21 protein-coding genes and 1 pseudogene are annotated in these 21,415 nt (G+C 69.9%); 12 read left to right on the top strand and 10 right to left on the bottom strand.

All coding sequences use genetic code 11. From position 1 onward, the window contains the following. Positions 1-9 precede the first annotated feature (9 nt). Genes AC1D1T_RS14465 through AC1D1T_RS14455 form a run of 3 tightly spaced genes read left to right on the top strand, consistent with a single transcriptional unit; the run spans position 10 to position 2,406 of the window. The gene (locus AC1D1T_RS14465) at positions 10-849 is read left to right on the top strand and encodes an SDR family oxidoreductase (protein ID WP_477992041.1); all 840 of its coding nucleotides are present in this window, start codon (positions 10-12) and stop codon (positions 847-849) included. A 16-nt stretch (positions 850-865) separates the two neighbouring features. After that, entirely contained in the window at positions 866-1,960 is a 1,095-nt protein-coding gene (locus AC1D1T_RS14460) for an NADH:flavin oxidoreductase/NADH oxidase (protein WP_477825737.1), read from the top strand. Continuing rightward, positions 1,957-2,406, top strand: a complete 450-nt coding sequence (locus AC1D1T_RS14455; RefSeq protein WP_477825736.1) for an aldo/keto reductase — start codon at positions 1,957-1,959, stop codon at positions 2,404-2,406. Before AC1D1T_RS14460 ends, AC1D1T_RS14455 begins: the two co-directional genes overlap by 4 nt. Positions 2,407-2,629: 223 nt before the next feature. On the opposite strand, the gene AC1D1T_RS14450 is transcribed toward AC1D1T_RS14455, so the two are convergent. The 9 genes from AC1D1T_RS14450 to AC1D1T_RS14410 all read right to left on the bottom strand — a co-directional run bounded on the left by AC1D1T_RS14450 (position 2,630) and on the right by AC1D1T_RS14410 (position 12,085). Continuing rightward, a complete protein-coding gene (locus AC1D1T_RS14450) occupies positions 2,630-3,868 on the bottom strand; it encodes an AGE family epimerase/isomerase (protein ID WP_477992040.1) in 1,239 nt (412 codons plus the stop codon). 17 nt (positions 3,869-3,885) lie between these two features. Next, positions 3,886-5,136: a YbiU family protein gene (locus tag AC1D1T_RS14445; protein WP_477992039.1), complete on the bottom strand. Its 1,251-nt coding sequence runs from the start codon at positions 5,134-5,136 to the stop codon at positions 3,886-3,888. A gap of 28 nt (positions 5,137-5,164) precedes the next feature. Continuing rightward, complete coding sequence (locus AC1D1T_RS14440; RefSeq protein ID WP_477825733.1) at positions 5,165-6,217, bottom strand: ABC transporter ATP-binding protein; 1,053 nt, start codon at positions 6,215-6,217, stop codon at positions 5,165-5,167. A gap of 12 nt (positions 6,218-6,229) precedes the next feature. Then, complete coding sequence (locus AC1D1T_RS14435) at positions 6,230-7,096, bottom strand: carbohydrate ABC transporter permease (RefSeq protein ID WP_047503289.1); 867 nt, start codon at positions 7,094-7,096, stop codon at positions 6,230-6,232. Continuing rightward, positions 7,089-7,958 (bottom strand): carbohydrate ABC transporter permease, encoded by an 870-nt coding sequence (locus AC1D1T_RS14430; protein ID WP_047503287.1) that lies wholly within the window; start codon positions 7,956-7,958, stop codon positions 7,089-7,091. Before AC1D1T_RS14430 ends, AC1D1T_RS14435 begins: the two co-directional genes overlap by 8 nt. A gap of 7 nt (positions 7,959-7,965) precedes the next feature. Continuing rightward, positions 7,966-9,216, bottom strand: coding sequence for an ABC transporter substrate-binding protein (locus AC1D1T_RS14425; protein ID WP_465115031.1), 1,251 nt, complete (start codon positions 9,214-9,216; stop codon positions 7,966-7,968). 126 nt (positions 9,217-9,342) lie between these two features. Beyond that, a complete protein-coding gene (locus tag AC1D1T_RS14420; protein WP_047503284.1) occupies positions 9,343-10,335 on the bottom strand; it encodes a LacI family DNA-binding transcriptional regulator in 993 nt (330 codons plus the stop codon). Continuing rightward, positions 10,332-11,369, bottom strand: a complete 1,038-nt coding sequence (locus AC1D1T_RS14415; protein ID WP_477992038.1) for a hypothetical protein — start codon at positions 11,367-11,369, stop codon at positions 10,332-10,334. Before AC1D1T_RS14415 ends, AC1D1T_RS14420 begins: the two co-directional genes overlap by 4 nt. Positions 11,370-11,410: 41 nt before the next feature. Then, a complete protein-coding gene (locus AC1D1T_RS14410) occupies positions 11,411-12,085 on the bottom strand; it encodes an HAD family hydrolase (protein ID WP_477992037.1) in 675 nt (224 codons plus the stop codon). 155 nt (positions 12,086-12,240) lie between these two features. On the opposite strand from AC1D1T_RS14410, the gene AC1D1T_RS14405 reads away from it, so the two are divergent. Next, positions 12,241-13,347 carry a beta/gamma crystallin-related protein gene (locus AC1D1T_RS14405; RefSeq protein ID WP_477841639.1) on the top strand — a complete coding sequence of 369 codons (1,107 nt, stop codon included), beginning with the start codon at positions 12,241-12,243 and terminating at the stop codon, positions 13,345-13,347. A 272-nt stretch (positions 13,348-13,619) separates the two neighbouring features. Next, positions 13,620-14,066, top strand: coding sequence for a hypothetical protein (locus AC1D1T_RS14400; RefSeq protein ID WP_477826326.1), 447 nt, complete (start codon positions 13,620-13,622; stop codon positions 14,064-14,066). Between the two features lie 11 nt (positions 14,067-14,077). On the opposite strand, the gene AC1D1T_RS14395 is transcribed toward AC1D1T_RS14400, so the two are convergent. Continuing rightward, entirely contained in the window at positions 14,078-14,752 is a 675-nt protein-coding gene (locus tag AC1D1T_RS14395) for a TetR/AcrR family transcriptional regulator (RefSeq protein WP_477826325.1), read from the bottom strand. A 123-nt stretch (positions 14,753-14,875) separates the two neighbouring features. On the opposite strand from AC1D1T_RS14395, the gene AC1D1T_RS14390 reads away from it, so the two are divergent. From AC1D1T_RS14390 to AC1D1T_RS14360, 7 genes and pseudogenes are all read left to right on the top strand, one after another. Beyond that, positions 14,876-15,568 (top strand): helix-turn-helix domain-containing protein, encoded by a 693-nt coding sequence (locus AC1D1T_RS14390; protein WP_477992036.1) that lies wholly within the window; start codon positions 14,876-14,878, stop codon positions 15,566-15,568. A 159-nt stretch (positions 15,569-15,727) separates the two neighbouring features. Then, positions 15,728-17,035, top strand: a complete 1,308-nt coding sequence (locus AC1D1T_RS14385; RefSeq protein WP_477826642.1) for an ABC transporter substrate-binding protein — start codon at positions 15,728-15,730, stop codon at positions 17,033-17,035. A 3-nt stretch (positions 17,036-17,038) separates the two neighbouring features. Continuing rightward, positions 17,039-17,545, top strand: a complete 507-nt coding sequence (locus tag AC1D1T_RS14380) for a hypothetical protein (RefSeq protein WP_477826643.1) — start codon at positions 17,039-17,041, stop codon at positions 17,543-17,545. Then, positions 17,542-17,946, top strand: a pseudogene (locus AC1D1T_RS14375) (GNAT family N-acetyltransferase); the annotation flags it as partial. The gene AC1D1T_RS14380 and the pseudogene AC1D1T_RS14375, both read left to right, overlap by 4 nt. A gap of 307 nt (positions 17,947-18,253) precedes the next feature. Continuing rightward, a complete protein-coding gene (locus AC1D1T_RS14370) occupies positions 18,254-19,417 on the top strand; it encodes an aminotransferase class V-fold PLP-dependent enzyme (protein WP_477826644.1) in 1,164 nt (387 codons plus the stop codon). Beyond that, the gene (locus AC1D1T_RS14365; RefSeq protein ID WP_465113898.1) at positions 19,414-19,995 is read left to right on the top strand and encodes a YdeI/OmpD-associated family protein; all 582 of its coding nucleotides are present in this window, start codon (positions 19,414-19,416) and stop codon (positions 19,993-19,995) included. The genes AC1D1T_RS14370 and AC1D1T_RS14365 overlap by 4 nt, the downstream gene beginning before the upstream one ends. A gap of 179 nt (positions 19,996-20,174) precedes the next feature. Continuing rightward, positions 20,175-21,415 (top strand): protein kinase domain-containing protein (locus AC1D1T_RS14360; protein WP_477992035.1); only part of this gene is annotated, 1,241 nt, incomplete at its 3' end.

The raw sequence follows: 21,415 nt of genomic DNA, 5'->3' as shown, positions 1-21,415 counted from the left end.
GAGCACGTCATGAGCAAAGTCTGGTTCATCACTGGAGCGGGCAGCGGCATCGGCGCCGGAACCGTCAAGGCCGCGCTGGCGGCCGGCGACCGCGTCGTCGCCACCGGCAGGAACGTGGAGAAGCTGAGAAACGCCCTGCGCGGCGTGGCGACCGACAAGCTGGAGATTCTTCGACTGGATGTCTCCGACGAGGCGCAGGCTTCAACTGCTGTCGCGCAGGCGATGACGAGGTTCGGCCGGATCGACGTCGTGCTGAACAACGCCGGCTACAGCCTGGTCGGCAACTTCGAAGAGCTGACGACACAAGAGATCGAGCGCCAGTTCGCCACCAACTTCTGGGGCGTGAGCCACGTCATGCGGGCAACCTTGCCCGTCATGCGCCAGCAGCGCTCCGGCCACATCATCAACATGAGCTCGGTGGCGGGCGTCGTTGGGATGAAGCACTGCAGCGCCTATGGCGCAAGCAAGTTCGCCGTGGAGGGCCTTTCGCTGGCAGTCGCCGACGAGGTCGAGAAGTTCGGCATCAAGGTCACCGTCGTCGAGCCGGGCTTCTTCCGCACGGACCTGCTGGAGGCTGCCAACGTCAAGTGGCCCAGCCATCGAATCGACGACTACGCGGCAACCGAGGTGAGCGCCCAGGAAATGTGGTCTCCCTACGATGGCCAGCAGCCGGGGGACCCCGACAAGCTCGGCGAAGTGCTCGTGAAGCTCACCGGCATGGAGGCACCGCCACGCCTGTTCGTGGCGGGAGGCGACGCGATCGAGATGATTGCGCCGGCCGTGCAAGCCCGACTGAAGGCAGTGCATGCCTTCGAGGAGCTTTCGAAATCCACCGCCGGCAACTTCTGATCACGAGGAGCATTCGATGCCTGGATTGTTCGACAGCTACACGTTGAAGGGGGTCGCTCTTCGCAACCGCCTCGCAGCTTCGCCGATGTGCCAGTACATGGCCAAGGAAGGCCTGGCGACCGACTGGCACCTTCCGCACTATGCAAGTCTGGCGCGCGGTGGTGCGGGCCTGGTGATGGTCGAGGCTACCGCCGTGTCGCCCGAGGGCCGCATCACGCCCGGCGACCTCGGGCTCTGGAGCGATGCGCACGTGCGGGGACTGGCCGCCGTGGCCCGAACCATCACGGGGGCGGCTGCGGTGCCAGGCATCCAGCTCGCCCATGCAGGGCGCAAGGCGGGCTGCGCGCCACCCTGGGAAGGCGGTGCGCCACTGGCCTCGACGGCCCCGGCACGCTGGGAACCCATTGCGCCTTCGGCATTGCCACTGATCGCGGAGCAGCCCCACGTGCCGCGCGCGATGACGCTGACGGACATTCACCGGGTGCAGCAAGACTTTGTCGATGCGGCGAAGCGCGCGCATGACGCAGGCTTCAAGTGGCTGGAACTGCACTTTGCGCACGGCTTCCTGGCGCAGAGCTTTCTTTCGAAGCACTCCAACGCACGTGACGACGCCTACGGCGGCAGCCTGGAGAACCGCGCAAGGTTCCTCGTCGAAACGGTGGCCGCGGTGCGGCAGGTCTGGCCGGAAGAGCTTCCGCTCACGGCCAGGCTGGGGGTGCTGGAATTCGACGGCGATGACGACACGAACCTCGCTGAATCCATCGACGTACTGAAGCGTCTCAAGGCCGCCGGGCTGGACCTCGTGGACGTGGGCATTGGCTTCTCGACCATGTCCCCGGTCCCATGGGCGCCGAACATGCTGGTCCCGGTCGCCGAACGAGTCCGCCGCGAAACAGCCTTGCAGGTGGCCACCAGCTGGCTCATCACCGATGCCAGGCAGGCCGACGGCTTCGTGCGAGACGGCCAGCTCGATCTCGTGATGTTCGCGCGGCGGTTGCTGGACAACCCGCATTGGCCGCAGCAGGCTGCTCGGCAACTCGGTGTGGCCAAGTCCTCATGGGTGCTGCCCACGCCGTATGCGTACTGGCTCGAGAACTGGGCTGCGGCATGAAGCGCCGCGATGTATTGGCAGGCATCACCTTTGCCAGCGCAGGACTGACGGCAAAGTCGCACTCGTGGGCCGCTGGCTTGAAAAGCAAAGGAAGAGGAAAAATGACCACACGCAAACTCGGAACACTTGAGGTCTCGGCGTTGGGCGCTGGATGCATGAGCATCAGTGCCAACTACGGCCCCCCAGCGGACATTGCCCAAGGCATCAAGACACTCCGACTTGCCCATGAACTGGGCGTCACCTTCTTTGACACGGCCGAGGTCTATGGCCCGCATACCAGCGAGCAGCTTGTCGGCGCAGCGCTGGAGCCTTTTCGCGACCAGGTCGCGATCGCCACGAAGTTCGGATTCGAGCTTGAGCAGCCAGGAGGCGGCCTCAACAGCCGCCCTGTGCAGAGTTTGCTGTCGGGTTGCTCGTCACAGGCATGTCAGCTCCTCAATCTATGAGCCCATGGTGGGTCGGCCATCATGTCTGTGGCGCGCCGGGTTGCCTTGACGGTTCGCATGTCAACGCACATGCTTTGCCGCACGCTACAGCTTCGATCCCGGACCGACATGACGATGAGCTTGAGGACTTCGTCGAACAGATGGGACGCTGCGCTGCGCGTTGACCCAAGACAGTGATGTGATTCGGAATGGCCACGCGACGGAGCTTACTGTCCCGCGCCCCTCAGGCCCCCATCCCCCTCAGCACGTCATAGCAAGCCCCCATCGTGTGGTAATCCACCTTCCCGGCCGGGCTCTTCTCGTCCGAGATCTTGCGGTTGTCCGGCGTGAGGATGCGGTACCAGGCGCCGTGCTCGTGGTCGATCATGTGCGCCCAGCTGTAGGTCCACAGCTTGTCGTACCAGCCCCAGTAGCCGGCGTCGCCGGTGCGCAGCGCGAGCAGCGCGGCGGCGGCCAGGCTCTCGGCCTGCACCCAGAAATACTTGTCGCCGTCGCACACGCTGCCGTCCGGCGCGAAGCCGTAGACCAGCCCGCCGTGCGCCGCGTCCCAGCCGCGGCGCATCGCGGTGTCGAAGAAGCGGCGCGCGGTCGGCAGCAGCCACGCGGGGCGCTGGTCGGCCGGCAGGTGGGTCTCCAGCTGCAGCAGCAGCTTCGCCCATTCGGTCAGGTGCCCGGTCTGGAAGCCCCACGGCCGGAAGATGTTCGTCTTGTCGTCGCGGTTGTAGTCCCAGTCGACCGACCAGTCGGCGCGGTAGTGCTCCCACACCAGCGGCCCGTCGGGCGTGTCGGCCAGCGCCGCCTGGCGCTGCGTGATCGACTCGGCCAGCGTCAGCGCGCGCTGCAGGTACTTCGCGTCCTTCGTCGCGTCGAACGCGGCGATCATCGCCTCGCAGCTGTGCATGTTCGCGTTCTGGCCGCGGTAGCTGCCGACCTTCCACGCGGCGTCCGCTTCATCGGCATACAGGCCGCGCGACGGCTCCCAGAAGCGCTGCTCCATCAGCGCGAAGCTCGCGTCGAGCCCGGTGCGCGCCTCCTCCACGCCGGCCATCAGCGCATGCGCATGCGCCAGCACCACGAACGCGAGGCCGTAGCAGTGGTTGGTGCTGTCCTGCACGGTGGCCTTCGTGCCGTCCCAGTCGAGCTGCCACGCGTAGCCGCCGTTCGGCTGCAGGTGCGCCTGCTGCAGGAAGCACAGCGCGTGGCGCGTGCTGTCCTGGTAGCGCTGCTCGCCGAAACGGCGGAACGCCATCGCCTGCGTGAACACGAAGCGCGTGCTGCTGACCAGGTGGCGCGTGCGCCGGTCGTAGACCGTGCCGTCGTCCTTGTAGAAGTGGAAGAAGCCGCCGCTGTCGTCGCGGCAGCGGCCGTCGTAGAACGCGAGCGTGTGGCGGATGTGGGCGAGCAGGGGTTCGGGGCGGCGGAAATCGGGCAGGGGCGGCGTCGTCGTTGTCATGGAAGTCATCGAAAAAATCGGTCAGCTCAGGACCATTCTCTCAGCCCCATCTGCATGCGGCCGAGCGGGCTCAGGTTCTCTTCGCGCGCCCGGCCGTCGAAGCCGAGCTCGTAGTCCTCCGGCGCGAAGTCCGGGCTGCTGCGGCCTTCCAGGAAGGCCGCAGCCTGCCGCTGCGCGAAGGCGGCATTCTTGCCGCACCACGGCGCCGCGCCGATGTAGATCACGTTGCTGTAGCCGCGGCCCGCATGCTGGTCTTCCACCGCGTGGATCACGTCGGAGTGCCACCACACGGTGTCGCCGGGCTCCACCTGCGGAATCGACACCAGCCCCGCCAGCAGCGGCGCATGCCACTGCGGCGACGCGCCCAGCGCCCGCCCCGGCTGCGCGCCGCACAGGTCGCCCTCGGGCACGTCGGGCTGCAGGGCGCGCAGCAGCATCCACGGCGTGGTCTTCGCGATCGGCACCAGCTTCAACGTGCCGTCGCCCGGGCCCTGTCGCGTCAGCGCCGTCCAGCCCTGGAAGGTGCGGAAGGCCGAGCACACGGCGGGCGACGGGATCTCGCGCGTCGCGGTGCGGCCCTCGGCATCGAACGGGTCGAAGGCCAGCGGGTCGCCGTCGAACACCTCGCGGTAGACGTGGCGGAATGTCGGCTCGCACCAGCGCTCGACCGAGCCGCCGTCGGAATGCGGCGACAGCCCGAGCGTCGAGTCGCCCGGCTCGCGGCGGCGGATCCGGTCGGCGTAGTTGAACTGCCGGTCGGGGTCGAAATGGCGCGTGCCGTTCTTCTCGAAGGTCCACAGCCGGTTCAGCCAGGCGCGCGTGGCCGCCATGTCGGCATGCTGGCGCGCCTGCATCTGCGGCAGCGACCAGTACAGGCTGTAGATCTGCGGTCGGCTGGAGCCGAGCGCGCTGAAGTACTTGTCCAGCCCCGCCTTCTGCGGCATGCGCTGCAGGTACTGCACCGCGTCGATGTAGCGCCCGATGGCCTCGTTCCACGCGCCGACGACGTCGGGGTCGAAGACGCGGCGGATCACGACGCAGCCGCGCCGCCTGATGTGCGCCATCTGCGCTGCAGTGACCTTGCCGGCCGCCACGTCCCGGTAGTGCAGCTCGGGCACCGCGCCGCCCTGCGCCTGCTCGGCGCGGATCGCAGCCACCTCGGCCTCCAGTGCCTCGCTCAACCGCGCAAAGCGGCCGGGCAGGTCGCGCACGTCGCGGCGCAGTTGCCGCTGCGAATCCCGCACCGCGGCGGGCACGTCGTTCATCCAGGCTTCCATCGCATGGTCCTCCTGCTTCAGAAGTTCCTCAGTTCAGGCGCTCGCCGGTCTCGGACGCGAACACATGCAGCGCCTGCGGCGGCACATGCACCCGCACCTCGGCGCCGGGCAGCACGTTCGGCAGGCCGCTCATGCGCACCGTGACCTCGGTGTGGCCGAGGTCGACCAGCGCATAGGTCTCCGGCCCGGTCGGTTCCACCAGCGAGATCCGCCCGGCGAGCTGGCCGTCGTCGCGCAGGCTCATGTCTTCCGGCCGCACACCCACGGCCACCTTGCCGGCCGGTCCGTTCGCGAGCTCGCCGATCGCGGTGCCGTCGGGCAGGCGCAGCAGGCCGGCCGCATCGCGCGTCGCGTCGAACAGGTTGATCGACGGCGAGCCGATGAAGGTCGCGACGAAGCGGTTCGCCGGCCGCGTGTAGATCTCGAGCGGCGTCGCCAGCTGCTGGATGCGCCCGGCGTCGAGCACCGCGATGCGCGTGCCCAGCGTCATCGCCTCGACTTGGTCGTGCGTCACGTAGATGGTGGTGACGCCGGTGCGCATGTGCAGCCGCTTGATCTCGGCGCGCATGTCCACGCGCAGCTTCGCGTCGAGGTTCGACAGCGGCTCGTCGAACAGAAAGAGCTGCGGCTGCCGCGCGAGCGCCCGGCCGATCGCGACGCGCTGGCGCTGCCCGCCCGACAGCTGCCGCGGCTTGCGCTGCAGCAGGTGGTCGATCTGCAGCATCGTGGACACGCTCTGCACCGTCTTGTCGCGCTCTGCCTTCGGCACGCCGCGCATCTCCAGCGGGAATGCGATGTTGGCCGCCACCGTCATGTTCGGGTACAGCGCGTACGACTGGAACACCATCGAGATGTTGCGGTCGGCCGGGCCGGCGGCGGTGATGTCCTGGCCGCCCAGCACGATGCGCCCGCCGCTGGGCTCCTCGAGCCCGGCGATCAGGTTCATCAGCGTGCTCTTGCCGCAACCCGACGGGCCGACCAGCACCAGGAACTCGCCGTCGGGCAGGTGGATGTCGATCTCGTGCAGCACGCGGGTCGCGCCGAACAGCTTGTGGATGCCTTGCAGGGCGAGGTCTGCCATGGTGTGTGTAGATCAGCCTTTGACGGAGCCGGCCATCAGGCCGCGAACGAAATACTTCCCCGACAGGATGTAGACAAGCAAGGTCGGCGCGCCGGCGATGAACGCTGCCGCGAAGTGCACGTTGTATTCCTTGACCCCGGTGCTCGAGTTGACGAGGTTGTTCAGCGCCACCGTGATCGGGAAGCTGCTGTAGTCGCTGAACGAGGCGCCGAACAGGAAGTCGTTCCACACGTTGGTGAACTGCCAGATCACCGAGACGACGATGATCGGCACGCTGTTGGGCAGCAGCAGCCGGAAGAACAGCCGGAAGAAGCGCGCGCCGTCCATGCGCGCCGAGCGCACCAGCTCGGCCGGGAACGCTGCGTAGTAGTTGCGGAAGAAGAGGGTGGTGAAGCCGATGCCGTACACCACGTGCACCAGCACCAGCCCCGGCACCGTGCCGGCCAGGTGCAGCAGCCCCAGCGTGCGCGCCATCGGGATCAGCACGATCTGGAACGGGATGAACACCGAGAACATCAGCATCGCGAACACCAGGTGCGCGCCGCGGAAGCGGAACTGCGTCAGCACGTAGCCGTTGAAGGCGCCGATGCCGGTGGAGATCAGCACCGCCGGCAGCGTCATCAGGAAGCTGTTCAGGAAGTAGGGCTTGAGCCCGGTCGCCTGCACGCCGATCTGCGCCAGACTCCAGGCGTCGTGCCACGGCTGCAGCGTGAACGCGTCGGGCCAGGCCATCAGGTCGCCGGCGCGGATCTCGTCGAGCGGCTTCACCGAGTTGACCAGCATCACGTACAGCGGCATCAGGAACAGCAGCGCGGCGTAGCCCAGCACGCCGTACAGCACCACACGCGGCAACACTGTCTTCAGCGTGCGCTCAGCCATGGGCATCCGCCTGGCGCGTCTCGCGCAGGATGTACGGGATCACGACGATCGCGATGGCGATCAGCATCAGCACCGCGCTGGCCGCGCCGACCGCCATCTCGTTGCGCGTGAAGGTGTATTGGTACATGAAGAGCGACGGCAGCCAGCTCGCCCGCCCCGGCCCGCCGTTCGTCAGCGCGATCACCAGGTCGTAGGACTTGATCGCCATGTGCGCGAGGATCACGAAGGCCGAGATGAAGCTCGCGCCGAGCTGCGGCAGGATCACGCGCTGGTAGATGCGCCAGGTGCGCGCGCCGTCGAGCCGCGCGGCGTTCACCACCTCGGTGTCGACGCCGCGCAGCCCGGCCAGGAACAGCGCCATCACGAAGCCCGAGGTCTGCCACACCGCGGCGATCACGACGCAGTAGATCGCGAGGTCGCTGTCCTTGACCCAGCCGAACGCGAAACTGCTCCAGCCGATCGCGTGCATCGAGCGTTCGAGCCCGATGCCCGGATCCATCAGCCACTTCCACGCGGTGCCGGTGACGATGAACGACAGCGCCATCGGGTACAGGAAGACCGACCGGAAGCCGGCTTCCGCGCGCACCTTCTGGTCGATCAGCACCGCCAGCAGCAGCCCCAGCACGCCGCAGCCGAGGATGTACAGCGTCGCGAAGATGCCGAGGTTCTTCACCGACAGCACCCAGTTGTTCAGCCCGACGAGGCGCACGTACGCCTCGGGGCCGGACAACGTGGTCACCGGCACCATCGTCGATGCCGTGAACGACAGCCACGCGGTGAAGGCGATGTAGCCGTAGACGCAGACGCCGATCAGCAGCACGCTCGGCGACAGCACCGCCTTCGCGATCAACGGAGCTTTCATCGAGGGATCAGTTGTCGACCGCGGCGACCATTTCCTTGACGGCGGCCTTGCTGTCGATCTGGCCGTTGAAGTGGCGCGTGATCACGTCGTAGAACGCGTTCTTGATGCCGGCCGGCACCGCGTGGCCGTGCGCCATCGAGCCGACCAGCGCGCCCTTGCCGCTGGCCTCGGCCAGGTCCTTGATGCCCTTCTTGCCGCAGTCGTCGAACGCCGCGTCGGACACGTCGGTGCGCGCCGGCACCGAGCCCTTGACGACGTTGAAGGCCGACTGGAACGCCGGGTCCATCACCGCGCTGGCCATCTTGGCCTGCGCCGCGGCCTTGTCGCCGCCGACCTTGAACATCGCGAACTGGTCGGAGTTGAACGACACCATGCCCTGGGTGCCGGGGAAGCGCATGCAGATGAAGTCGACGCCCGGCTTCTTCTTCGCCGCGACGAACTCGCCCTTGGCCCAGTCGCCCATCATCTGGAAGCCGGCCTTGCCGCTGATGACCATCGCCGACGCGAGGTTCCAGTCGCGGTTGGAGAAGTCCTTGTCGACCAGCTTGCGCAGCTGGCCCATGCGATCGAAGGCCTTCAGCATCGTCGGCGAGCCGAGGGCGGCCTTGTCCTTCTGGATGAAGACCTTCTTGTAGAAGTCGATGCCGCCGGTGCTCAGCACGACGCTGTCGAACAGCGTCGCGTCCTGCCACGGCTGGCCGCCGTGCGCCAGCGCGACGAAGCCGGCCTTCTGCACCTTCTCGGCGGCGGCGATGAACTCGTCGAAGCTGGTCGGCATCGTCGTGACGCCGGCCTTGTCCAGCACCGACTTGTTGGCCCAGACCCAGTTGGTCGAGTGCACGTTGACGGGGGCTGCGATCCACTTGCCGTCGTACTTCGAGAACGCCTGCAGCGCGCCCGGCACGACCTTGTCCCAGCCTTCCTTCGCGGCGACCGCGTTCAGGTCGGCCAGCACGCCTTGCTTGGCCCAGTCCTGGATGTCGAAGCCGAGCAGCTGCACGGCGGTCGGCGGGTTGCCGGCGGTCACGCGGGCGCGCACGGCCGTCATCGCGGCCTCGCCGCCGCCGCCGGCCACCGGCATGTCGTTCCACTTGACGCCCTGCTTCTCGAGGTTGCCCTTCAGCACGTTCAGCGCCGCGGCCTCGCCGCCGGAGGTCCACCAGTGCAGCACCTCCACGCTTTGCTGCGCGGACGCGAGGCCCGAGAACGCGAGCGCGCATGCGGCCGCGACGAATGTCTTCAGAGGGTGACGTGTCATTCGCTTGTCTCCTGCTTGTAGGGGTGTGACGTCGAGGTCACGCCGGTCAGGATAGGCCGCCACGCCGAACGTTCTGACGGGGGATTCCCGCGCAAGAGTCAGCGCAGATCGCGAAACAAGCCCTGTTTAGCGAGGTGAACAGGAGCTGTCGCGAACGACGAGTTCGACCGGCTGAACGATGTCCTGCGGCATGTCGTCCCCCCGCATCACCATCTCGACGCCGGTGCGGCCGAGCGCCTCCTTGTCGACGCGCATCGTCGTCAGCCCCATCGTGCCGTAGCCGGCGGCGGCGATGTCGTCGAAGCCGACGAAGGCGATGTCCTGCGGCACGCGCAGCCCGGCCGCCTGGCAGACGCGGATCGCGGCCAGCGCGGCCATGTCGTTGTAGGCGAACACGGCATCGGGGCGCGGGCGCAGCTTCAGCAGCTCGCGCATCGCGGCCTCGGCGCCGGCCGACGTGTCCAGGCCGGGCGGGGCGACCACTTCGAGATCGGGGTCGGCCAGCACGCCGGCCTCGAACAATGCGCGCCGGTAGCCGCGCTCGCGCTCGCGGATGCTGAAGTGCGCCAGCGAGCCGGCGAGGTAGGCGATGCGCCGGTAGCCCTGCGCCAGCAGGTGCTGCGTCGCGAGGTAGCCGCCCTGCGCGTTGTCGGGGTTCACCGCGCGGCAGCCCGGCATCCAGAAATCGACCAGCGCGAGCGGCAGGTCCATCGCGCGCAGCAGGTCGACCACCTCGGCCTCGAAGTAGCCGGCGGCCATCAGCGCGTCGGGCTCGTGCAGGCGCAGCAGCTGGCGCACCGGGTCGGCCGGGCCGGCGCTGAGCACGGTGGGCACCACGCCGAACTCGCGGCAGGCCTCTTCGACGCCATGCATCACCTGCGAGAAGAACGGGTTCAGCGAGAAGCTGCTGTGGTGGCGGTGCACCATGAAGAGCAGCCGCCGCGCCTTGGCCGAGCGCAGCCGGCCGGGGTCGTAGCCGAGGTTGCGGGCGACCTCGCGCACCTGGCGGCGCGTCTCGTCGGAGAGGCCGCGCTGGTTCTTCAGCGCGCGCGAGACGGTGCCGATCGAGACGCCGGCCGCCTCGGCGATGTCGCGGATGGTCACGCCATCGGAGTTCATGGGTTCAGCGGCCGGGCCGACAGGCGATGGCGGATCACGCACGGCTCGTCGGGGTGCAGCGCGATGCCGTCGCGCGCCGCGAGCGGGTGATCGGCCGGCGGGCGCCCGATGCGGCCCAGGTCCCAGGCGCCGTTCACCGGCTCGACGCCGAGCGCGAGGTGCCGGCCGTTCCACGGCGGCGCGAGCCGGCCCCGGTGGCTCACCCACAGCATCAGGTCGGGCAGCAGCGCGCGGTCCCAATCGAGCGTCAGCGACCAGCCGGCGTCGAGGTAGCGGGCGCTTACCGGGCCGACGATGTCCATCAGCTGCAGCAGGTCCTCGCCATCGGCCGGCTGCGGGAAATGGGCGAAGTCGCCCGTGGGGCCACTCGTCGAACCGTCGGCCAGTGGTACTGCGCCCAGCTGCTCGAAGCGTGCGCCGGGCGCGAGCCGCGAGCGGCCCGGCTCGGTCGGCACCGGGTAGGCGAAGCCCGGGCCGTCGTGATGCAGGTCGAGCGCCACGCAGCCGAGGTCGAGCCGCAGCGTCGGGTGCAGCGCGACCGGCAGGCGGCACGGCTTGCGGGCGTCGATCTGCAGCGTGATCTCGAGCGCAGGTGCATCGGCCACCGCGCGCACGGTGCGGGTCAGGCGCTGCACCGGGTGCCCGGGCGGCATCTGGATGTGCAGCGCGAGCGACAGCGCATCCGAGGCCAGCCACTGCCAGCGGTGGTGCGACGCGTAGCCGTGCGCCCAGTCGTCGGCGGGCTGGCGGGCCTGCCAGGTGCCCGGCAGTCCGTCGGGCCGATCGCAGCGCCCGAACGGCACRCACGGCCACTCGCCGCGCAAGCGGCCCAGCAGGCCGGGCCATTGCTGGTGGGCCTGTGGATCGTCAGCCCACGGCGCCACGTGCAGCGGCGAGAAATCCGCCCGCCCAGCGGCCCGGAAGCGCACCGGCGCCAGCATGCCGCCGAAGGCATGCAACTCCGCATCGCCATGCGCCCAGCGCAGCCGGCGGGCAGCGTCTTCGGTGGGGGGAGAGGAGGGCGTTGAGGCCACGATCGGGCCAGTGTAGAAACCCGTCGCTGTTTAGTAAACGCCTAAAGCCCGGGCAGGGTGTTCCTGGGGGCGGGCGGGAACCAGTCGTCGAGGTGCTGCAGCGCGTCGGCGAGCGAGGCCAGTTGTTGCAGCGAGCTCGCCGCGTCGGGCGTCTTCAGGTCGGGCACGGTCACCACCTGCAGGCCGGCGGCGCGTGYGGCGGCGCTGCCGTGGTCGCTGTCCTCGAAGGCGAGCGAGGTGCGCGGGTCGAGGCCGGCGCGTTGGGCGGCCAGCAGGTAGACGGCCGGGTCGGGCTTGCCGCGCGGCACTTCATCGCCGCCGGCCACCGCGCGGAAGAAGCCGTCGATGCCGGCCACCGCGAGGCGGCGCCGCACTTCGGCCACGTGCGTCGACGAGGCCACCGCGCACGGCACGCCGCGCTGCTGCAGTGCCTGCAGCAGCACCATCGCGCCGGGCTTCAACGCGAACACGGTGCCGGCCTCGGGCGCGAGCCGCCGTGCCGCATCGCGCTGCACGCGTTCGTAGTCGTGGGTGCTGCCGAGCAACGCGGTGAGCCGCGCGGTCGATTCGGCATGGGCCAGCCCGATCACGCCGATGTAGTCGGTCTCGTGCAGCAGCACGTCGAGCGCGCGCGCCGACGCGAGCCACGCCTGCATGATGGTGCGTTCGGAATCGAGCAGCAGCCCGTCCATGTCGAAGATGGCGGCGGTGAACATGGGCAGCGATTGTCGACGCGGCTGCCACGTGTCTGCATGTAAATCCGCGACGAATCGGCAGCGCGCCTGTCGTCGGATACTCTGCGCGGCGCGTTGACCGACGCATGCGAGGCCGCACCGGCCCCGCGACGAATCCCAACCAGGATGGACTCCCCATGAAAGCAGTCTTGAAGATCGCACTGGCCTTGTGTGCCGCGATCGGCGCCAGTGCCGCATCGGCCGAGGCCACCTTCTACGAACACGACAACTTCGGCGGCCGCAGCTTCGCCGCCCGCGACGCGTTGTCCGATTTCCGCAGCTTCGGCTTCAACGACCGCGCCTCGTCGATCGTCGTGCGCGGCGAGCCCTGGGAGGTGTGCGAGCACATCGAGTTCGGCGGACAGTGCTTCATCCTGCGCCCCGGCAGCTACCCGTCGCTCGGCTCGATGCGGATGAACGACAGGCTGTCGTCGGCCCGGCCGGTCGATCGCGACCGCCGCCATGACGAAGGCCGCTACGCACCGCAGCCGATGGACGGGCAGATCACCTTCTTCGAGCGCGAGGGCTTCCAGGGCCGCGCGTTCAGCACCGAGCGCGACGTCGTCAACTTCGACCGCTTCGGCTTCAACGACCGCGCGTCGTCGGTGATCGTGCTCGGCGAGCGCTGGGAGGCCTGCGAACACGCCGACTTCAGCGGGCGCTGCGTGATCCTGCGCCCGGGCCGCTACCCCGACCTGCGCTCGATGGGCCTGAACGACCGGCTGTCGTCGGTGCGCGCGCTGCACCCCGCGGCCCGCTATGACGAAGGCCGTTACGCGCCGCCGCCGGCACCGGTCTACGACTGGCGCCGCCGCCCGCAGGAGCGCATCTTCGAGGCGCCGGTGACGGCGGTGCATGCGATCTACGCCGCACCCGCGCAGCGCTGCTGGGTCGAGCGCGAGCAGGTGGTGAAGAACGAGCGCGGCGACCCGAACGTCGGCGGGGCGGTGATCGGCGGGATCGTCGGCGGCATCCTCGGCCACCAGGTCGGCAGCGGTTCGGGCCGTGACATCGCGACCGTCGGCGGCGCGGTGGCCGGTGCGGTGATCGGCGCCAATGTCGGCCGCGACGGCCGCACCGTCTCCACGCAGGACGTGCAGCGCTGCGCCGCCGTGCCGGCGCAGGGCCGCCCCGAGTACTGGGACGTGGCCTACCAGTTCCGCGGCATCGAGCACCACGTGCAGATGACCGCGCCGCCGGGGCGCACCGTGGTCGTCAACGAGAACGGCGAACCGCGTCTCTGAGCGCGTTTCTGATCGCATCCCTGAGCCGGTAATGGCTGCTTACACGATGGACGCGCTGCGCGCGTGCCCATCGTGGCGCGGCATGCGATCCATCGCACACCGGGGGTGATCACGCACGAATCGTCAGATCTGCTGCGGCAGACCGGTTCACCTGGCAGCCTGATTTCGACGACGCCGGCAGTGCGATCCAGGTGGTGCAGCCGAGCTTCAGCTGGAATGGCGGGGAGCGGGGCGCCACGATCAATGCGCTGGGGGTGCTGAAAAACACCGCCATGGCCTGTGCTGATAACCTCGTGGTCGAGGTCCGCTTCTTCGACGAGCAGAAGAACGTGGTCGACGTGATCACGAGCCCGCTGGAAGGCGTCGTCGAGCCGGCCTCGAAGGAGGTCGCGTTTCGCGTCCAGGGCGCGGCGGCGCAACCGAAGGCGACCTATGCATCGATGAGCGCGCGTGTCGTGTCGGCCGAGCAGCGTTATTCGCGCGGCAGCGTGACGCCGGCGCCCACCTGGCAATCGCAGGTGCTCGGCTTTCTCGCGAGCTGGGGACCGATGCTGCTGCTGATCGGCGTGTGGCTGTGGGTCATGCGCCGCTTCTACGGCAAGAAGTCGCCGCAGTACCGCAATCTGGAAATGTGGGAGCAGCAGATCGAGTTGTTGCGGCAGGAGGTGGCGACGATGCAGCAGCTGGCCGAATCGGTGCGCAAGCTGGCCGAGTGCTGACCGCAGGCTGCTCAGCCTGATTTGCGGGGCCGGGCGCGCGTGGCCGGTGCGCCGGCCGCGCCGTGAAAGCAGAAGTCCACCAGCGGTTCGATCAGCGCCGACGCATCCACCTTGCGTCCGCGCCGCACGTCGCCCGGCGCCCGTGCCGCCTGCGCCGCCATGCCCAGCGGGTGCAGCAGCGATTCGGTGATGCTGCCGAACACGCAGGCCGCCGCCACGCGCGTGTCGGCCACTCGCAACTCGCCGCTCGCCCGGCCCTGGTCCAGGATCTTCTGGAACAGCGCGATGAACTCGGCATGGAACTGCAGCCGCAGTTGTTCCACCTCGTTGTCGGTCGGCTCCAGCACCAGCGCGTACGACAGCCGCCCGCCGTTCAGCGCGCGCTGCGCGAAGCTGCCGATGGCCGCCGCGAGCCGCTCGCGCGCCGTGCCCGGCTGCGCGGCGATGGCCGTCGTGACCGCCAGCTCCTTGCCCGCCTGCGCCCGGTACAGCTCCAGCAGCAGCTGCGTCTTCGACGGGAAATGCAGGTACAGCGCCCCGGTCGACAAGCCCGCCAGCGCCGCGACGGCCGACATCTGCACGTCGCGCCAGCCGCCCTGCGACAGCAGCGTCAGGCCGGCTTCGACGAAGCGGTCGCGCGCCTCGGCACGCTTGCTCTCGACGTAGGGGGTGCGTTGATACGCCATGCGGGTTGATCAAGTGGATCGGGTCGCCTAAGCTATGAATCCGGATTCATCTGATGAACCGGGATTCGATCTTTCACCGGCGCCGCGCTGCTGTCAATGAGTTCCGTCCCGTCCCCCGCCACGATGCTGCTGCTGGAACTGTGCACCGCTGGAGACACGGTGCCGGCCAGCGACCACTTCCAGGTCGTCTTCGGCATGCAGGGCCGCTTCGAGCTGATGCTGAAAGGCCGCCGCCACGCGGTGCAGCCCGGCCGCGTGCTGGTGATCCCGCCGGGCGAGCAGCGGCGCTGCGCGATGCGCGGCGGTGCCGCCTGCCTGGTGCTCAGTTCCGCCGATGCCGCGCACCGCGAGGCGCTGGCGCCGCTGGCCGGGCAGGTGCGCTCGGTGCACCCGTCGACGGCCCACCTGATGCGCTACCTCGCGAGCCGCCGGCATGCCGACGATGCGGCCTCGCGGGCGGCGACCATCGAGTTGCTGGTCGCGAGCCTGGCGGCCAGCACGCCGCTCGGCGGCCCCCGCTTGCGCCGCAGCATCGACTGGGAGGCGTTGGAGCGCTGGGTCGACGAGCGCCTCGACGAGCCGCTGGCGGTCGCCGCCCTCGCGGCGCAGGTGCACCTGAGCGCGCCGCAGTTCGCGTTGCGCTGCCGCGCCGAGCTCGGCCTGAGCCCGATGACGCTGGTGCGGCGGCGCCGGCTCGCGGCCGCCCGCCGCTGCCTCGATGCCGGCATGCCGGTCTACCAGGCCGCGCTGCAGTGCGGCTACCAGTCGCCGTCGGCACTGACGGCGGCGCTGCGCCGCGAGCCTTTGCCCGTCTGAACCCGCAGTTCGAACATTTGCAACATCGCTGCGCGACGAAGCAACGTCGCTGCGCGACGAGCCCGGCAGGGTCCTCCTCCTACGCTGTGCGACATGTCCCGACCGGGGCATGCCAACCCCCTTCGAGGACCCGAGATGAACGCATTGCTGAAGAGACTGATGAGCACCCTGGCCACCGTGGCGGCCGCCTGCGGCGCCGCGCCGGGCCATGCCACGATTCCGAACGAACAGTTTTTCCCGGTGCTGGTGTTCCGCACCGGCGCCTACGCACCGAACGGCGTGCCGTGGGCGAACGGCTTCGTCGACTACCTGAACCTCGTCAATGAACGCGACGGCGGCATCGGCGGCGTGAAGATCACCTACGAGGAGTGCGAGACCGGCTACTCCACCGACCGCGGCGTCGAATGCTACGAACGCCTGAAGGGCAAGGGCCCGACCGGCGCGACCAGCTTCAACCCGCTGTCCACCGGCATCACGTTCGCGCTGGGCGACAAGGTGGCTGCCGACAGGATCCCGCTGATCACGATGGGCTACGGCCGCTCCGAGTCGACCGACGGCAGCGTGTTCAAGTGGAACTTCCCGCTGCTCGGCACCTACTGGGACGCGGCCGACATGCTGGTGCAGCATGTGGGCGCGCGCGAGGGTGGCCTGCCGAAGCTGCGCGGCCGCAAGATCGCGCTGCTGTATCACGACTCGCCGTACGGCAAGGAGCCGATCCCGGTGCTGCAGGCGCTGTCGCACCGGCTCGGCTTCGAGTTCATCGCGATTCCGGTGGCGCACCCCGGCGTCGAGCAGAAGGCGGCCTGGCTGCAGATCCGCCAGGCCCGTCCGGATCACGTGTTCATCTGGGGCTGGGGCGTGATGAACTCGACCGCGATCAACGAGGCTATCGCGGTGAACTACCCGCGCGACCGGATGTACGGCGTCTGGTGGGCCGGTGCCGAGCCCGACGTGCTGCCGGCGCAGGCCGCGGCGGCCGGCTACAACGCGCTGACGCTGCAGCACAGCGCCGACCAGCGCCGCGTGCACGACGACATCCGCCGCTACGTGTACGGCCGCGGCAAGGGGGCCGGCGAGGCGTCGGCGGTCGGCCAGGTGCTCTACAACCGGGGCCTGCTGAACGCGCTGCTGGTGGTCGAGGCGGTGCGCACCGCGCAAGCGCGCTATGGCCGCCGGCCGTTGACCGGCGAGCAGGTGCGCTGGGGCGCCGAGCACCTGGCGATCGACGCGGGCCGCATCGGTGCGCTGGGCATCGACGGCATGCTGCAGCCGCTGCACACCTCGTGCGCCGACCACGAAGGCGCGCACCGGGCGCGCATCCACAGCTGGAACGGCACGGCGTGGCAGTACACCTCCGACTGGTACGAGTCCGACCGCACGCTGCTCGGCCCGATGATGGCCGTGGCGGCGAAGAAGTACGCCGCCGACAAGGGCCTGCCGGTGCGCGACTGCGCCGAGGAGGGGTGAGCGATGAAGGCACGCTTCAAGTGGCTGCTGGTGCTGCAGGCCTGCGGGCCGCTGCTCGCGGCGGCGCACGGCAAGGGCGACCTGCACGTCGCGTTCGGCGACTACAGCGTCAGCCGGCGCGAGGTCATCGCGACCGGCCGGCCCGATGGTGAATCGATCGTCGTGGTCGAGAGCCTGGCCCGCACGCGCGTCGAGGGCGGCAGCGGCCCGTTCCACGTCGCGAGCGGGCGTTGCATCAGCCTGCGCGGGGCCGGTGTCGTGAGCCGCCGCACCTGCGTGCTGGTCGATCCGGCCGGCGATCGCTTCGTGTTCGAGACGCAGGCCGACGAGGCCGAGCTCGAAGGCTATGGCGTGCGCCGCAGCCGGCTGGTGGGCGGCAGCGGCAAGTACGCCGGGCTGGTCGGCGAGGTGCTGGCCTATCCGGTGTCCGTCCAGGCCGGCGCGCGCAGCAGCGGCCGGCTGGAGATCCGCTACCGCCCTGCCGCTGCGGCGACGGGAGGGCTGTTGTGAGCCCGCCGGTCATCGACCGCGCGCTGCTGGACGGCGTGCTCGACGCGTCGCCGCTGCCGCCCGGCTACCGCTTCGAGCTGCTGCGGCGCGACGACATCGGCGCGCTGGTGGCCCACCTCGACCGCTGGTACCCGGACGTGGGCGTCGGCGCGGCGAGCGGTTTCCTGCGCCGCGGGTTCTACGACAGCGAGGTGCTGCTGCCCGACGCGCCCGCGCGCAACTTCATCGTCGTCGTGGTGAAGTGCGGCGAGCGCATCGCCGGGATGATCGCGTGCGAACGCGAGCCCGAGGCGCTGGCGCTGTACGGCCGGCTGGCCGTGGTCGCGCCCGAGCACCGCGGTGCCGGGCTGGGCCTGCATGCGATCGCCGCGATCGAGCGTGTCGGCCGTGCGCTCGGCATGGGGCTCATCTACGGCATGGCGACGCTGAAGATCCCGCACACCCAGCAGGCCTTCGAGCGGCTGGGCTGGCGGCTGATCGGCATCGTGCCGGGCTACGACCGCGAGATCGTCGGGGCAGGCGGTGCAGTGCGGCGCATCTACGAGGCGGTGTACGCGAAGGTGCTGGCGGCGTGTCACGAACTGCAGCAGCCGGATCTGCATCAGATGACGCCGCGCACGCGCCAGTTGTTCGATCTGCTGTTCGCTGCGGCGGAGCTTGCGTCAGAATCGCCGCAGGAGGACCGACACGGTGCGCTTCGGACGACAGATGCTCGAACACTGGTGGCTCGACCCCGATGCCACCTACCTGAACCACGGCACCGTCGGCGTCACGCCGCGCCGCGTGCTCGATGCGCAGCAGCGCCTGCGCGAGCAGATCGAGCGCCACCCGGCGCGCTTCCTGCTGCGCGAGCTGATGAGCCTCGCGCCGCAGGCGCCGGCCGAACCCACCCGCGTGCGCGCAGCGGCCGCTCGCGTCGCGGCCTTCGTCGGCGCGACGGGTGATGACATCGTCTTCGTCGACAACGCGAGCGCCGGCGTCAATGCGGTGCTGCGTTCGCTGCGGCTGCAGGCCGGCGACGAGATCGTGCTGTTCGACCATGCCTACGGCGCGGTGTCGCGCACCGCCGCGTTCGTCGCGCGCGAGCACGGCGCGCGCGTCGTCACGCTGACGCTGCCGTTCCCGCTGTCCGATGAATCGCTGCCGCAGCGCCTGCTCGAGCCGGTGCTGAATGCGCGCACGCGGCTCGTGATCCTCGACCACGTCACGTCGGAGACTGCGCTCGTGCTGCCGCTCGCGCAGCTCGCGGCGCTGTGCCGCGCGCACGGCGTGCCGGTGCTGGCCGACGGCGCGCATGCGCCGGGCGCGATCCCGCTCGACATCCCGGCGCTCGGCGTCGACTGGTATGTCGCGAACCTGCACAAGTGGGCGTTCGCGCCACGCGCGTGCGGCCTGCTGTGGGCCGCAGCGGGCCGGCGCGAGGGCCTGCACCCGCCGGTCATCTCATGGGGCCTGGACGTCGGCTGGCACCAGGAATTCGACTGGACCGGCACGCGCGACCCGACGCCGTATCTGTGCGCCCCCGACGGCATCGACTTCATCACCGGCTTCCTCGGCGAGGCAGCGATGCACGCCTACAAGCACGCGCTGGCGCGCCGCGCGGCGCAGCACCTGGCCGCGCGGTGGGGCCATCCGTGGGAGACGCCCGACGCGATGATCGGCTGCATGGTCACGCTGCCGCTGCCGGCGCGGCTGGCGCACGGGGACGCGGCCGCGGCGGTGCGCCTGAAGGACTGGCTGCTGGACGAGCGGCGCATCGAGGCGCCGGTGATCTCGCGCGGCGACCGGCTGTTCATCCGCGTCTCGGCCCAGGTCTACAACGACGACGAAGACATCGAGCGCCTCGCGCAGGCCGTCGCGGAGCTGCCATGAGCAAGGCGCCCGAAGACAGCGCCCGCCGCTTCGCGACCGCGCGCAGCTGGGAAACCTGGCTCAACAAGCACCACGAGAGCTCCGACGGGCTGTGGCTGCTGATCTCGCGCCCGGGCGCAGAGAAGGGCTCGGTCAGCTACCCCGAGGCGCTCGAGGTCGCGCTGTGCCACGGCTGGATCGACGGGCCGAAGAAGGGCCTGGACGAACACCACTGGCTGCAGCGCTTCACGCCGCGGCGCGCTCGCAGCATCTGGTCGAAGGTCAACCGCGAGAAGGTCGCGAGGCTCACCGAGCAGGGCCGCATGCAGCCGGCCGGCCAGCGCGAGATCGATCGCGCGAAGGCCGACGGCCGCTGGGAGCAGGCCTACGACTCGATGCGCACGATCACGACGCCACCCGACCTGCAGGCCGCGTTCGACGCCGAGCCGGCGGCTGCTGCCTTCTTCAAGACGCTGAACAGCGCCAACCGCTATGCGGTGCTGTGGCGCGTGCAGACAGCGAAGAAGCCCGAGACCCGCGAGCGCCGCATCGCGACGCTGGTGGCGATGCTGGCCCGCCATGAAAAGCTGCACCCCTGATACCCGACGCGCGATACGCTGTCATCCTTCAACGTTGGTAACACGTCGATGGAATCGGGTTGCCTGCCGTGACTTTTCTCACGGGGCCTCCCGATGTATGACAACCACGGTCCAGGTGGACCATGGGCTCGGATCAAATGAGTGCCCACCGCCGGATTCGCAGCGCTGACCTTCCGACCATGACGACGCCTCGCGCCCCCCAGAAACCCGACTTCGGTCCGACCACGCAGTTCGACACCGTGCCGGCCAGCGACGTGCTGCTGGCGGGGGCCCGTGTCGGCGGGTTCCGCATCGTCGAGCTGATCGGTCGTGGCGATTCGGGTGTCGTGTACCTGGCGCTGGACTCGTCGCTGCAGCGGCAGGTCGCGATCAAGGAATATTTCCCGACTTCGCTCGCGCAGCGCGAGGACGGCAGGCAGGTGGTGCCGCGGCGCAGCGGCGATGCCCCGGCGCTGGAGGCCGGCCGCCGCGAGTTCGTGCAGCGCGCCAAGCTGTTCGCCCGATTCGAGCACCCGGCGCTGATCCGGGTGCAGAGCCACTGGGAAGAGAACGGCACCGCCTACTACGCGATGAATTTCGTGCCGGGCCCGAACCTGGCCGGTGCGCTGAAGGCCCTGCCGCGCGCCCCCGACGAGGCCTGGCTGCGCGCGATGCTGACGCCAGTGCTCGATGCGGTCGACCTGCTGCATGCGGCGCAGGTCCACCATGGCGGCATCTCGCCCGAGGCGGTCGTCGTGCGCGGCGTCGGCGTGCCGGTGCTGCTGKGCAGCACCCCGCCGCCGGCTGACGAGAAGCCGCTGGTGCCGCCCGGTGCGTGGACCGACCTGCGCGCGCTGGCCAGCCTGCTGCACGCGGCCGTCACCGGCCAGGCCGCGCTCGGTGCGGCCGTGCCACGGGTGCACCGTCCCCTGACCGGGCTGCCGTACGACGCGCGCTTTCTCGCCGGGATCGACCGCGCGCTGTCGGTCGATCCGCGGCAGCGCCTGCGCAGCGTCGCCGAGTTCCGCCGCTGCCTGGGCTGGGCGCCGCCCGCCGCGGCTCCGGCCCAGGCACCGACTGCGGTTCCGGGCCAGGCGGCCCCGGTGCGTGCTGCCGCGCCGACGCTGTCGCCCTCGGCTGAACGCGCCCTCGCGGCACCGGGGCGGCCGGCCACGCGCAGCAACGGTCGCAGCGACCCCGGCTTCGGCGATTCACGCTTCCAGTCGCGCTTCGATCCGCCGCCGCTGCCGGTCGCGCCGCCGCCGCGCCGCACCGGCACCTGGCTCGTGCTGCTGTGCGCTGCCGCGCTGGCCGGCGCGGCGCTCTGGCTGACGCTGCGGCCGCGTGTACCGAAGCCGGCCCCGGTGCCTGCCGTGGCCTTGCAGCCGCTGGCGCCGCCGGCGCGCCTGGTCCCGGTCGAGGCGGACAAGCCGGCCGATGC

Source organism: Rhizobacter sp. P2_H3, from assembly GCF_056403355.1.
This window is presented reverse-complemented; position numbering and strand designations above follow the sequence as displayed.

Bases quoted from the DNA above. Each gene is read 5' to 3' on its own strand.
- AC1D1T_RS14420 (WP_047503284.1), bottom strand. From the start codon at position 10,335: ATGAACTCCGATGGCGTGACCATCCGCGACATCGCCGAGGCGGCCGGC.
- AC1D1T_RS14365 (WP_465113898.1), top strand. From the start codon at position 19,414: ATGAGCAAGGCGCCCGAAGACAGCGCCCGCCGCTTCGCGACCGCGCGC.
- AC1D1T_RS14400 (WP_477826326.1), top strand. From the start codon at position 13,620: ATGGCCTGTGCTGATAACCTCGTGGTCGAGGTCCGCTTCTTCGACGAG.
- AC1D1T_RS14440 (WP_477825733.1), bottom strand. From the start codon at position 6,217: ATGGCAGACCTCGCCCTGCAAGGCATCCACAAGCTGTTCGGCGCGACC.
- AC1D1T_RS14380 (WP_477826643.1), top strand. From the start codon at position 17,039: ATGAAGGCACGCTTCAAGTGGCTGCTGGTGCTGCAGGCCTGCGGGCCG.
- AC1D1T_RS14445 (WP_477992039.1), bottom strand. From the start codon at position 5,136: ATGGAAGCCTGGATGAACGACGTGCCCGCCGCGGTGCGGGATTCGCAG.
- AC1D1T_RS14385 (WP_477826642.1), top strand. From the start codon at position 15,728: ATGAGCACCCTGGCCACCGTGGCGGCCGCCTGCGGCGCCGCGCCGGGC.
- AC1D1T_RS14430 (WP_047503287.1), bottom strand. From the start codon at position 7,958: ATGAAAGCTCCGTTGATCGCGAAGGCGGTGCTGTCGCCGAGCGTGCTG.
- AC1D1T_RS14455 (WP_477825736.1), top strand. From the start codon at position 1,957: ATGAAGCGCCGCGATGTATTGGCAGGCATCACCTTTGCCAGCGCAGGA.
- AC1D1T_RS14450 (WP_477992040.1), bottom strand. From the start codon at position 3,868: ATGACTTCCATGACAACGACGACGCCGCCCCTGCCCGATTTCCGCCGC.
- AC1D1T_RS14395 (WP_477826325.1), bottom strand. From the start codon at position 14,752: ATGGCGTATCAACGCACCCCCTACGTCGAGAGCAAGCGTGCCGAGGCG.
- AC1D1T_RS14435 (WP_047503289.1), bottom strand. From the start codon at position 7,096: ATGGCTGAGCGCACGCTGAAGACAGTGTTGCCGCGTGTGGTGCTGTAC.
- AC1D1T_RS14405 (WP_477841639.1), top strand. From the start codon at position 12,241: ATGAAAGCAGTCTTGAAGATCGCACTGGCCTTGTGTGCCGCGATCGGC.
- AC1D1T_RS14460 (WP_477825737.1), top strand. From the start codon at position 866: ATGCCTGGATTGTTCGACAGCTACACGTTGAAGGGGGTCGCTCTTCGC.
- AC1D1T_RS14390 (WP_477992036.1), top strand. From the start codon at position 14,876: ATGCTGCTGCTGGAACTGTGCACCGCTGGAGACACGGTGCCGGCCAGC.
- AC1D1T_RS14425 (WP_465115031.1), bottom strand. From the start codon at position 9,216: ATGACACGTCACCCTCTGAAGACATTCGTCGCGGCCGCATGCGCGCTC.
- AC1D1T_RS14370 (WP_477826644.1), top strand. From the start codon at position 18,254: ATGCTCGAACACTGGTGGCTCGACCCCGATGCCACCTACCTGAACCAC.
- AC1D1T_RS14465 (WP_477992041.1), top strand. From the start codon at position 10: ATGAGCAAAGTCTGGTTCATCACTGGAGCGGGCAGCGGCATCGGCGCC.